Genomic DNA, 11,859 nt, shown 5'->3' on the forward strand with positions numbered 1-11,859 from the left:
ACCACATTGCCCCACTTCTTTATGTAGGGTGCTACCAGTCGTTATACTGATGTCTGATATCGACGCCGACATCGATCGGGACGTCGACGAGCTCGAAGAGAACATCGACCGCAATTCCGGGTACGACCACGAGGCTGCAAGCGAGATCCAGACGTCGATCGCGAAACTGGAGGACTCCTCGGTCGAGATCGTCGAGCGGGCTGACTATATCAAGGAACTCACCGCCGAGCAATATCAGGGGATGGACAAAGTTTCCGACGAGATATCGAACCTCAGCGCGGCCGTCGAGGAGGTCACCTCCTCGACCCAGCAGGTCTCGGCGTCCAGCCAGGAGGCCGAGCGGCTCGCAGAGCGGGGTCAGCGTGTTGCCGACGAAACGATCGGCGTGATGGAATCGATCAGCGAGGCCTCAGAGAGCGTCAGCGAGGACGTCCGGACGATCCAGGCGAGCGTCGAGGAGATCGACGAGGTCGTCGAGATCATCAACGATATCGCCGACCAGACCAACATGTTGGCGCTGAACGCATCAATTGAGGCCGCCCGTGCAGGCGAGGCGGGCGAGGGATTCGGCGTCGTCGCTGACGAGGTCAAATCCCTGGCCGAACAGGCCCAAGAGGAGGCCGCCCGGATCGAGGGAATGGTCGCCGATATCCAGGGCGACACGGAAAACGCCGTCGACAGCCTCGAAGAGAGCAACGAGGAGATTGAGCGCGGAATCGACAGCGTCGGCGAAGCCATGGACGTCCTCGAAGAACTCGGTGACGCAGTCCAGGAGATCAACGCTGGTATTCAGGAGGTCGCCAGCGCAACCGACCAGCAGGCAGCCTCCGCCGAGGAGATCGCCAGCATGATCGATCAGTCGACGACCAACGCCGAAGATATCGCCGACGAGGTCGGAGAGATCGTCGGCGAGATCGACGACCAGACCGACCAAATCGTCGACGTCAATCGGGCCGTCGAGGACCTCGTCGAGGATCTCGCCCGGAACACCGCCACCGACGACTAGGTCCCGTGCTGCCAGGAATCCATGTACTCGCGCTGCTCGGGCGTTAGCTCGTCGATCTCGATCCCTTCGGCGTCCAGTTTGATCTCCGCGACTTCGCGATCGAGCCGGTCCGGGATCTCGTGGACTCCGGCGTCGTACTGGTCGCCATTGGTGGCCATCTCTCGGGCAGCGACCGCCTGGATCCCGAAGCTCTGGTCCATGACCTCGACGGGGTGGCCCTCGGCTTTCGGCGCGGCGAGGTTGACCAGCCGCCCCTCCGCGAGAACGTTCAGCTGGCGGCCGTCAGGCATGACGTAGCCGGTGACGCCGTCTCTCGCCTCGAACACTTCGGTGGCCATCACTTCGAGGTGGTCGAGGTTGATCTCGACGTCGAAGTGACCGGCGTTGGCCAGCACCGCGCCGTCCTGCATCACGTTGAAGTGCTCCTGGGTGATCACGTCCCGGTTGCCGGTGGTCGTCACGAAGATGTCGCCCTCGCGGGCGGCCTCATCCATCGTCGTGACCTCGAAGCCCTCCATGTGGGCCTCCAGCGCCTGGCGCGGATCGATCTCGGTGACGATCACGTCGGCGTTCATCCCGGCGGCCTTCTTGGCGACGCCCTTGCCACACTGGCCGTAGCCGCCGACGACGACAGTCTTGCCGGCGATCGCGAGGTTCGTCGTGAGCTCGATCGCGACCATCGAGGCCTCGCCGGTTCCGTGGACGTTGTCGAACAACCGTTTCATCGGCGTGTCGTTGACGGCAAACATCGGATAGTCGAGTGCGCCGTCGTCGTCCATCGCCCGCAGACGATGGACGCCCGTCGTCGTCTCCTCACAGCCGCCGACGATGGAATCGATCAGTTCGGGGTACTCCTCGTGGATGAGAAAGACCAGATCCGCGCCGTCGTCGATAGTGATCGTCGGATCGTGGTCGATCACGGCGTGCATGGCGTCGTAGTACTCCTCGTCGTCGACGCCGCGTTTGGCGTAGGAGGTGATGTCGTCGTGGGCATCCAGCGCTGCCGAGACGTCGTCGTGGGTCGACAGCGGGTTGCAACCGGTGATCGCGACTTCCGCGCCAGCGGCCGCGAGCGCCTCGGTCAGGACAGCGGTCGTCGCCTCGACGTGCATCGCCATGGCGACGGTCTCGCCTGCAAGCGGTTGCTCGGCTTCGAAGTCCTCGCGGAGCGACTCGACGATCGACATGTGCTGGCGCGCCCAGTCGATCTTCTTGCGCCCCGATTCGACGGCCGACTCGACGTCATCGAGTTGCTCGGAGATGGGCTCTCCTGTCATGTCCGGACCAACGGACACCGGGGGCAAAACCCTGCCGAAGCGCGGTCGGTATTGAACCGACAGAAGCGACACGCACGCAAGCATCGAAGCGCCGTATCCGTCCACCCCGTCCCGGTCGCGATTCCACACCAATTATTACGGCGGCGAGTAAATAGTAAAGCGGTGACAACAGATGCCATTCTACGGCGGTAACGAGCTCAGCCAGGTGTACGACAAGGCCCTCGAAGAGGACTTCGGGCTGGTCGCCAGTAACATCGCCGAGTCGGACGTGATGATGGGACTGATGGAGGGTGCCGCTTCCGTCGATTCGGACCTGCTCCTTCAGATGAGTGCCGGGGCGTGCCGGTTCGCCGGCAACGGTGACGCCGAGGCCGGACTGCGCGCGATGGGCAACTACATCGAGACCATCTCCGAGCAGTACGACATCGGCGTGTTCCTCAACATGGATCACCAGACCGACATGGAGTTCATCGAGATGCAGGTCGAGAGCGACATCCCCTCCTCGATCATGATCGACGCCTCCCACGAGGACTTCGAGGAGAACATCCGCCAGTCGAAGAAGGTCGTCGACATGGTCGAAGAGAAGGACGCCGACATCCTCGTCGAAGCCGAACTCGGCCAGATCAAGGGCGTCGAAGACGAGATCGTGGCCGAAGAGGCCTTCTACACCGACCCCGACGACGCCGTCGAGTTCGTCGAGCGAACCGGCGCGGATCTGCTGGCGATCTCGGTCGGCACCCAACACGGCGTCGCCAAGGGCAAGGATCTGGAACTGCGCCCGGATCTCACCAGCGAGATCAGCGAGACGCTGGCCGATCACGGCCTTGAGATCCCGCTCGTGCTCCACGGCACCTCCGGGCTTCAGCCGGCCCAGGTCGAGGACATGATGGGGCGCGGTATCTGCAAGATGAACAAGGACACCCGCTACCAGTACGAGTACACGCGGACGCTGTTCGATCACTACCTCGACCACAAGGACGAGATCGTCCCGCCGGAGGGCGTCGAGGACCAGCGTGACAGCTTCTACAACGACACTGAGTGGTCGCCCAACAAGGACCACTTCGACCCGCGCGTCGGCGGTCGGTTGGTCCGCGAACGCATCGCCGAGGTCCACGCCGACCTCGCGGAGCTGTCGGGCTCGGCCGGCAACTCGATGTTCCCCAAGTAGAGGTCTAGAAGAACTCCCGCAACTGCACGTTTTCTTGCGGAAACAGCGCTCCGAGCGTCGCTGCTGTCTTTTCCCCACAGTCCAGTCCATGCTCGCGAACATCTGCGACCGGTCGGTAGCCGATGAGCAACTGTGCGAGCGTCCCCACGTCGACGGTCGCGTCCGGGTCGGCCCGCGTCGGTTCGCACGTTCCGGTGCCGTTCTCGACGGTTAGTTCGAACCGTCGGTCGTCTCCGATGGGATCAGTGACCTCGAAGACGACACGGGCGGCGATGTCGTCGGGGTAGGGACAGGACTCCAGCGCGAGCGCCGGGTCCGTGACCCGGATCATCGGGCCGGCGTGGACCGAACACGAGACCGCATTGGGGTCTGCAACCGCATCGAGCAACGCGCCCTCCTCGGCGAGCGTGAGTTCGACAGCCTCGACCTGCGAGTCGTGCGTGCCGAGCAGACCGAGCAGGTGACGGCGCGCGTCCCGGTCGGCCGCCGAGAAGTCGTCGACGCCGAGCACGTCGCTGTCGTTCGCCGATTCGAACGTATACGTGACGTACCCCCGAAGCTCGTCGCCATCGTGCCAGGCATAGGCCCAGGGCGGATCGTCGCCGAAGGTCCGACTTCGCCACCACTGTTCGCTCCGGCCCATTGACAGCGTCGTCCCCTCGCCGTGCGCGCGCTGGACGCGTTCGAGGCGCTGCCAGTCGTCGGGACCGACGCGCTCGTAGGTGCCGCGGGCGGTCGTCCCCGCGGCCGCAAGTTGCGCTGGCGGGAGTTCGTATATCGTGTAGCGGTCGGAGATTGCCCAGCCGAACTGGCGGTAGAAAGCGTGTTCGAACGGCCACAGTGCAGCCAGTCCGAGCCCGCGTTCGCGGGACTCCGCGAGCAGCCCTGCGAGAAGTGTCTCGACGTTGCCCGAACGGCGGTGTTCCGGCGGCGAGGAGACGGCGGCGATCCCGCTGATCGTCGTCCACACATCGCGGAGACGCACGTCGAGTTCGTACAGCGCACCCGTCGAGAGGAGCCGATCGCCCTCGTAGCAGCCGTAGCGATCGGCGATCCGGTCCGGAACTGACAGCTCTGACTGGGGTCCGTCTTCGGGGTGGAAGGCGTACTGGACGAGTCGGCGATAGCGCTCGAAATCGGACTCTGGAACGCGTCGAACGACCGGCATGCAACGTCGATGGATCGGCTCCTACAAGACGCTTCTCAACGGGCACTGCTTACGGAGTGCAAGGAGAAAGCCGGCCCGTCAGGGCGGGGAGAGCGTCAAAAGAGGAAGAACGCGATTGCCCCGCCGATCGTCGGGACCGCACTCGCGGCCCAGACCGGCCGGCTCCAGCGCATGACCTTCTTTCCGTCCAGCGGTCCGAACGGGAGCATATTGAACCCGGCGAGCAGGACGTTGATGATCACGCCGAGATACCCGATCGTTCCCAGCAGACCGAACCCGGCGGCCTCACCGCCGATCCAGACTCCGGCGAAGACGGCGACCAGCGCGACGTTGACGGCCGGGCCAGCCAGCGCGATCAATCCCTGTTCGCGGGCCGTGATCCGGCCGCGGTGATAGACCGCGCCCGGTGCGGCGAACAGAAAGCCCGCGAGACCCGCCATCACAGCCAGAAAGAGCATGCTGTAGTCGGCGCGGAACTCGGCGAGCTGGCCGTAGTGGACCGCGACGACCTTGTGGGCGAGTTCGTGCAACAGGAACCCGATCCCGGCGGTGAGCATGCTGAGGACGAACCCGTAACCGAGCACCACCAGCAGTTCCGACGGCACGGGGCCACCGAGCAACAGCCTGAGCTGGCGGTTGAAGTAAAAGGCCGTAAACGCCACGCCGAGCGCGACCCAGGCGACAGCGAGATCGCGAAGTTCGCGCCCACTGAATCGGATGTTCATCGCGGAATCACATCCAGTATGACGTCCATCACGAGATCACGTCCAGGACGATCCGGGCACCGTTTTCGACGCCGTCGAGCATCAGGTCGACGATCCCGGGGATACCGCCGACCTCTGCCGACATGTACGGGAGCACGATGAACACGAAGCCGTAGCTGGCGATCATGCTCCCGACGTTCGTCATCGCGACGATAGCGATCAACCGAAAGAGCGGCACGTCAGTCAGCCGGCCGTAGAGTTCACCGAGCGGGGCCTCCTCGTCGCTGACGATCTCGTTGAGCGTGGAGATGTCGGCGATGTTGACGTCGATGTAGCGCAACTCGACGTATCCTGCGAACCAGCCCGGCGCGAGCAGCGGGTTGACGCTAGTCAGCCAGGCGATACCGCCCCCGACTAGCGCAGAGGGCCAGTGAGCCCCTGCGAGTTTCGCCAGACTCAGCGCGGCGATCCCGTTGACGAGGAACCACGCGACCAGCAGCCGGATCACCCAGCCTTCCTTCGCGCCACCGAGGACGAGCAGCCCGAAGAAGACGGCGAACCCGACAGTGAACAGGTAGCCGAAGAGCTTGTACAGCGAGAACCGCTTCTGCTTGAGCGTCCCTGTGATCGACTCCATCGGCGGAAGCGTCTCGGGGTTGTCGAGATACGACTGGATCCCCGCGCGGTGGCCCGCCCCGACGACGGCGACGACATCGTAGCCCGCCTCGCGCAGGGCGACCAGCCGGTGGGCGATGAACGCGTCGCGCTCGTCGATCAGCGCCTCCGCACCACCCGGAGAGAACTGGCGAAACTCCTCCATCATCGCCGAAACGACGTCCGTGTCGGTCAACTCCTCGATGTCGAACTCCTCGTATTCGGTGTCGGTGTCGAGCGCATACGAGAGCAGTGCGGCGATCGGCAAGCCGACCAGCAGCGTGATCGCTCCCGCGAGGAGGACGCCGTCGAGCAACACCAGCAGCGACCCGCCGACCAGCGGCACGGCGTCGGCGAGGCCGGGCGTCAACAGGAGCGGACCGGCGACGAGTTCCGCCCCGAAGGCGACGAACAGCCCGAGGGACGCACCGATCCCGAGTCCGGCGCCGAGCGTGCCGACCATCCCGGCCAGCAGCCCGCCGAACATCGTCGCCTTCTCTCTCGCCGAGAGGCGCTGCCAGAATCGCTGGATCGTCGTCTGGATGTCCCGGTCGACAAGCGCGACGCCGAGTCCGTGTTCCTCGGCGGTCTCGACGGCGGCCATCATGTCCGCGCCGGGTTCGATGTCGAAGCGCTCTCCCAGTCGCGTCTGGACGTACGAGAGCATCCAGTAGGCCAGGAACTGAAAGACCGTGTTGCCGTGCAAGAGATCGCTCGCGTCCAGGTCCTCGGGCGTCCCGCCTTTCATCTGGCGGTAGCGGCCCTCGTCGAGTTCGACGGCCACGACGTCCGGCTGGCGGTCGGCGATCGTCTCTTCGACTTCTTCGACGCTCGCCGAGGAGACGTGAGCCGTCCCGACGAGTTCGACACTCCCCTCCCCATCGGACGGTTCGAGTCGCTGAACGGCGGTCTCGCCGTCCGGTGACGGAGGCCGCCCCGACGCCACCCCCTCGGGATCGCTCCCCGAGTCGACGTGATCACTCATCGACCACTAGTAGCAGGCCTGACTCTCTTACGGTTGTCGGAGTCTGCACACTGTCGTTCCGCGAGGCCAATCGCCACACTGGGACAAAGAATACATCAAGTGTCGATATTTTCCCCATAGTAACTATAATTGTCCTACAATATTCCATCATAGAAGATATTCTCAGATATTTCAAAATATTTTTAACCAGATTTGCGATAGGGCCGGGCGTATGTCGACAGCAAACATCCGTAGTGTGTTACGAGGAGGCGATGGGTCGTTTATTTACCTCACGTCCGCGCTCGCGGCGCTGAACGGGTTGTTGTTCGGTTTCGACACGGGCATCATCTCGGGTGCGTTCCTGTTCATCAAGGACACCTTCGTGATGTCGCCGCTAATCGAAGGCGTCGTCATGAGCGGCGCGATGGGCGGCGCAATGCTCGGGGCAGCACTCGGCGGTCGGCTGGCCGACGTGCTCGGCCGTCGACGGATGATTCTTCTCGGAGCGGGCGTCTTCTTCGTCGGGTCGCTGACCATGGCGATCGCGCCGAGCGTTCCCGTGCTTGTCGCGGGGCGGCTGATCGACGGCGTCGCCATCGGCTTCGCGTCGATGGTCGGCCCGCTGTACATCTCCGAGATCGCACCGCCGAAGATCCGCGGTGCGCTCACCTCGCTGAACCAGCTGATGGTCACTGTCGGGATCCTGGTCTCGTATCTCGTCAACTTCGCGTTCGCCGACGCAGGGGCGTGGCGGATCATGCTCGGTGCCGGGATGGTTCCCGCGCTCGTGCTCGCTATCGGGATGACCAAGATGCCCGAGAGCCCGCGCTGGCTCTACGAGCAGGGTCGGACGGACGAGGCGCGTGCCGTCCTTAGTCGAACCCGCCAGGGAGACGTCGGTGAGGAACTCGACGACATCGAGCGCGTCGTCGAGAAGCAATCGGGAACGTCCGTCCGCGATCTGATCGAGCCGTGGCTCCGCCCGGCGCTGATCGTCGGGCTCGGGCTCGCGGTCTTCCAGCAGATCACCGGCATCAACGCCGTGATGTACTACGCGCCGACGATCCTCGAATCGACCGGCTTCGGCAGTGTCACGTCAATCCTCGCGACCGTCGGCATCGGTGCGATCAACGTCATCATGACGGTCGTCGCGATATCGCTCATCGACCGCGTCGGTCGTCGCGCCCTGCTGCTTGTCGGAACTGGCGGCATGGTTCTCACGCTGGGTGTGCTCAGCTTCGTCTTCTACGTCCCCGGACTCTCGGGTGCGCTCGGCTGGATTGCGACCGGCAGTCTGATGGCGTTCGTCTCGTTTTTCGCCATCGGACTCGGGCCGGTGTTCTGGCTGCTCATCTCCGAGATTTACCCGCTGTCGGTCCGCGGGAACGCCATGGGGATCGTCACCGTCGCCAACTGGGGCGCGAACCTCCTCGTCTCGCTGACCTTCCCGATACTGACCTCGGGCGTCGGCACGTCGGCGACCTTCCTGCTGTTCGGCGCGTCCAGCCTGATCGCACTCGCGTTCACGTATCGACTCGTGCCGGAGACCAAGGGCCGCTCGCTGGAGGACATCGAGATGGAACTCCGCGAAAACATCCCCTGACACGGAATACAGTAACGATTTACCGCTCCGACCGCTCCGCGGTCGATTCGGAACAGACGGACAGTAATCCGTCTGGGAGCGACCGTCGGATTTTTCCGCGAACTGCGATCCAGGAGGTGACGCTCCAGGACACCGACATTGTGACCGCTGGCAGGACCGCGATCACTCCCGTGGGACGGCGATGTTCTGCATCGTACTGCCGCAGGTCGGACACGTGAGGTGGGTCTCGGTCGTCGTGATCCGCTTGCCGCAGCCGAGACACTCGTAGTGCGATTCTGTCGGTGTATACGGGTCTTCACCAGGCATGTGTGTGAAAAACATTCACACAGTAATAACGGTTTTGTGGAAACACTTGCCCAGTATCTAAGAGGATATTAAGAATATATTGCTATTCGATCAGGGCAGAGAGGACGAATGTCTCTCGACGGTCGTTCGCTCGTTCGACCTCGAAGCCGGCTGATTCGAGCGCAGTCGCGGCCTCGGTGGCATCGAACCGCTCACCGAGCGGCGGGCCGCGTTCACCCGCGCCCGCCCTGCCCCAGTCGGCGATCGCGACGCGTGCGCCGGGGCGACAGACGCGTGCCAGTTCTGCGAGGGACTGCTCGCCCGCGAACTCGTGATACGTCATCGTCGAGTACGCTCCGTCCAGCGTATCGTCCTCGAAGGGCAGGTCTCCGACTTCGGCAGTCACTGGCTCGACGTTGTCCGGCAACCCCTTCTGCCGGTAGTAATCGTGCATCTCCTCCTGGACATCGACTGCGTAGATTTCTCCAACGTACGGCGCGACTTCGTCCGTGTAAAACCCCGTCCCGCTGCCGAGATCGGCGACCGTCGAATCCTCGTCCGGTTCGAACAGTGCGAGCAGTTCGTCGACCGAGACGTATTTGAACCGTGTCTGATCCTCCAGTCCGTCCGCCTGACTGCTATCGAACGTGTGAAATCCCATGTCGAGTACACGGGGACGGGCGTGTTTATACTGGCGGGTGGCAGTCACGGTTACGTTCGGCCACGGGAGCCGTGGGCCTTCCGGTCGCCCGGACGATAGGAGCCCACTCCGCCGTCGAGACGTTCAAAAGGCTGCCCTGCCACAGGGTAGGTATGGCCACGATCGTACCGCCGTCCAGGCGCGAGTGTGAACGGTGCGGACGCGTCGACGTCTGGGACGACGAGCAGATGAACTGGACGATCCACGAGGACGACGGCGACAAACTCGCTGGTGACCCACAGTGTATTCACGAATGGGATATCAACGGCTCGTACAACCCGTTCGAACCCGAACACTAGTACCACGACCGTAGCGAGAAGTACCAGGACCGTAGTGAAAACGGACGCCGCCCACGTTGTCGAACGACTGAAGGCTGGTTGGGCTGTACGAATGATCGTCAAATCCTATGAGAACTGTATACCTATAATCGGTAGTGGCCATGTCACCGATACTTGTGGGTCGTGCTATCACGAATCTCCAATCACTTAACCGTGCTGGGGGGCTAGATGGAGTATGAGCAACGACTCACAGCGCAAGAACTTGCGGATGCCGTCGAGCGATGAAGTATTTGCCGTCGTCACACGACACGAAGGAGGCAACCACGTCCGGCTGCAGTGTCAGGACGGCGAGACGCGAATGGGGCGGATCCCCGGGCGGATGAAGTACAGGACCTGGATCAACGAGGGCGACGTGGTCATCGCGGAGCCGTGGGCCTGGCAGGACGAGAAGGCAAACGTCGAGTGGCGCTACGACGAGCAGGACGCCCAGCAACTCCGGCAGGAAGGCCACATCGAGTGACCTAGCTATCTGACTGCAACTCTTCGACCAGTTGTTTGATCGCGGCGTGGTGTTTGCGAAGTAACTCGTTCTGCTTGTTGACGGCGGTCGTCAACTCGGCGAGTTGTTCGTCGATCCGTTCCAGATCAGCCCCGGTCGTGTCCGTGCCGGCGGTATCAGCCTCCGCCTCGTCCGAATCCGACCCGGCGGCCGCTGTCGAACCCGTCTCGGCCGACTCGGCCTCGGGCGACGCGGATTCGGCGTCGGGGATCGCGGTAGTAGTATCGGTGCCAGCCGGTTCGTCAGCGTCGGCGTCAGCGACAGTCTCCGCGATACTGTCGGTAGCGGAGGCGCCAGTCCCGTCGTCAGTCTCGGCGTCGTCGGATTCGTCCGGGCCTGCGGGGGATTCGGGGTCTTCGCCCAGCGGCCGGATCTCACTGTCGAACGGATATTCGTCGTCCGATTGCGCGGTCGCCGAATCCGCCTCGTCAGCTTCGGCCTCAGACTGGAAATGTGACTGGAGTTGGGACATCGACGTGACGTCGAAATACTCGGTCAGCGCGCGTTCGAGCGCGCGTTCGACGAGTCGAGCGTCGTCGTTCGGCGTCTTGATTCGCTCCGGGCGCCCATCGACGTACAGGACGACCTCAGTGGCGACGCGGGCTCGCTCGAAGTCCACGCCGGTGAGATCCTCGTACGCGAACGCCTCGAATTCTGCGTCCCAGACGGCGTTTCCGACGTGTTTGACGATCCGATGGTCGGCGACGACGAGCGTGAGTTCGCTGAATCGAAACGCCTCGACGACGCTTCCGTCGGGATCGAGGACCCGCCCGGCACTGAGAATCCCTTCGAGCGCCAGCGCGAGTGCGTCACGGGTCGCGCCGGCCGGCACCGTCAGTGTCCGTTCGTCTTCGACGTACTCGAAGCGGAGCTTCGTCTTCCGGCGCCCTTCCGACAGATCGAGCCGTTCGACGTCGTGAGGGTATTCGGTGACACGCTCGTCGCTGAGCAGGCCGTCCGCCCGGTAGAGCAACGTCCGGGTGGGAGTGAGACAGAGCAAATCGTCGTCACCCAGCGCGAGCCCGGCCTGTACGTCCTCGTCTCCGAGGTGTTCCTGGACCAGCTCCGGCAGTTCCATACCGCGTGTGTGACCTGCCGATAGTATAAATCCGCCGGGTGTGCCAATCGATCGCGTAGCCCTCGGGCGATAGAGATGAGAAGCTTAAAGAGTACCACCCCGCTATCACCGGGTGCGCCCGGGTGGCTTAGCTGGACATAGCGCCGCACTCATAGGGTTTCACTCTGAACGCGGCACCCATCCCGGCATGCCCGTCGAGGCGCTGTCGAGCCTCGGACCTGGGTCATGCGGAGATCGAGGGTTCGGAGCCCTCCCCGGGCATTTTCAATTTCGTCACTCGCCCTGTCGAGTGACAACGTCGAAACTGTCGGTGGAGGGCGGAGAACCAGGGAACGGGAGACGAGCGAGCGGAGCGAGTGGGAGTGACCGTGGTTCGCGAGCCAAAAAGCGCTGTAAAATCCAGCCAGTCACTTAT

At 63.4% G+C, this 11,859-nt stretch carries 12 protein-coding genes and 1 tRNA gene; 6 read left to right on the forward strand and 7 right to left on the reverse strand.

Going from position 1 to position 11,859, the window contains the following annotated elements; all coding sequences use genetic code 11:
• Window positions 1–49 precede the first annotated feature (49 nt).
• Window positions 50–1,006: a methyl-accepting chemotaxis protein gene (locus tag OB916_RS01960; RefSeq protein ID WP_315907591.1), complete on the forward strand. Its 957-nt coding sequence runs from the start codon at window positions 50–52 to the stop codon at window positions 1,004–1,006.
• Here the strand turns inward: OB916_RS01960 and OB916_RS01965 are convergent.
• Window positions 1,003–2,283, reverse strand: a complete 1,281-nt coding sequence (locus tag OB916_RS01965; RefSeq protein WP_315907592.1) for an adenosylhomocysteinase — start codon at window positions 2,281–2,283, stop codon at window positions 1,003–1,005. The two genes, OB916_RS01960 and OB916_RS01965, sit on opposite strands and share 4 nt — an antisense overlap.
• Before the next feature lie 172 nt (window positions 2,284–2,455).
• Between OB916_RS01965 and fba the strand changes: the two genes are divergently transcribed.
• Window positions 2,456–3,451 carry a class II fructose-bisphosphate aldolase gene (fba, locus tag OB916_RS01970; protein WP_315907593.1) on the forward strand — a complete coding sequence of 332 codons (996 nt, stop codon included), beginning with the start codon at window positions 2,456–2,458 and terminating at the stop codon, window positions 3,449–3,451.
• A gap of 4 nt (window positions 3,452–3,455) precedes the next feature.
• On the opposite strand, the gene OB916_RS01975 is transcribed toward fba, so the two are convergent.
• The 3 genes from OB916_RS01975 to OB916_RS01985 all read right to left on the reverse strand — a co-directional run bounded on the left by OB916_RS01975 (window position 3,456) and on the right by OB916_RS01985 (window position 6,962).
• The gene (locus OB916_RS01975) at window positions 3,456–4,619 is read right to left on the reverse strand and encodes a GNAT family N-acetyltransferase (RefSeq protein ID WP_315907594.1); all 1,164 of its coding nucleotides are present in this window, start codon (window positions 4,617–4,619) and stop codon (window positions 3,456–3,458) included.
• 95 nt (window positions 4,620–4,714) lie between these two features.
• A complete protein-coding gene (locus tag OB916_RS01980) occupies window positions 4,715–5,344 on the reverse strand; it encodes a metalloprotease (RefSeq protein ID WP_315907595.1) in 630 nt (209 codons plus the stop codon).
• 28 nt (window positions 5,345–5,372) lie between these two features.
• The gene (locus tag OB916_RS01985; protein ID WP_315907596.1) at window positions 5,373–6,962 is read right to left on the reverse strand and encodes a TraB/GumN family protein; all 1,590 of its coding nucleotides are present in this window, start codon (window positions 6,960–6,962) and stop codon (window positions 5,373–5,375) included.
• 211 nt (window positions 6,963–7,173) lie between these two features.
• Between OB916_RS01985 and OB916_RS01990 the strand changes: the two genes are divergently transcribed.
• The gene (locus OB916_RS01990; protein ID WP_315907597.1) at window positions 7,174–8,544 is read left to right on the forward strand and encodes a sugar porter family MFS transporter; all 1,371 of its coding nucleotides are present in this window, start codon (window positions 7,174–7,176) and stop codon (window positions 8,542–8,544) included.
• 162 nt (window positions 8,545–8,706) lie between these two features.
• Here OB916_RS01990 and OB916_RS01995 read toward each other — a convergent pair whose 3' ends face one another.
• Both OB916_RS01995 and OB916_RS02000 read right to left on the reverse strand, forming a co-directional pair.
• Window positions 8,707–8,850, reverse strand: coding sequence for a rubrerythrin-like domain-containing protein (locus OB916_RS01995; protein WP_315907598.1), 144 nt, complete (start codon window positions 8,848–8,850; stop codon window positions 8,707–8,709).
• An 82-nt stretch (window positions 8,851–8,932) separates the two neighbouring features.
• Window positions 8,933–9,490, reverse strand: a complete 558-nt coding sequence (locus OB916_RS02000; protein ID WP_315907599.1) for a class I SAM-dependent methyltransferase — start codon at window positions 9,488–9,490, stop codon at window positions 8,933–8,935.
• A gap of 152 nt (window positions 9,491–9,642) precedes the next feature.
• Here OB916_RS02000 and OB916_RS02005 point away from each other — a divergent pair, with 152 nt between their 5' ends.
• Window positions 9,643–9,828 (forward strand): HEWD family protein, encoded by a 186-nt coding sequence (locus tag OB916_RS02005; protein WP_315907600.1) that lies wholly within the window; start codon window positions 9,643–9,645, stop codon window positions 9,826–9,828.
• A gap of 214 nt (window positions 9,829–10,042) precedes the next feature.
• A complete protein-coding gene (locus OB916_RS02010) occupies window positions 10,043–10,327 on the forward strand; it encodes a translation initiation factor eIF-1A (RefSeq protein WP_315907601.1) in 285 nt (94 codons plus the stop codon).
• A 1-nt stretch (window position 10,328) separates the two neighbouring features.
• On the opposite strand, the gene OB916_RS02015 is transcribed toward OB916_RS02010, so the two are convergent.
• On the reverse strand, window positions 10,329–11,444 hold the full coding sequence (locus OB916_RS02015) for a DUF7115 domain-containing protein (RefSeq protein WP_315907602.1): 1,116 nt from the start codon (window positions 11,442–11,444) through the stop codon (window positions 10,329–10,331).
• Between the two features lie 116 nt (window positions 11,445–11,560).
• Here OB916_RS02015 and OB916_RS02020 point away from each other — a divergent pair.
• Window positions 11,561–11,705: transfer RNA gene (locus tag OB916_RS02020), tRNA-Met, on the forward strand.
• Window positions 11,706–11,859: the final 154 nt, after the last annotated feature.

This window comes from Halapricum hydrolyticum, from assembly GCF_025517535.1.
Classification (GTDB): Archaea; Halobacteriota; Halobacteria; order Halobacteriales; family Haloarculaceae; genus Halapricum; species Halapricum hydrolyticum.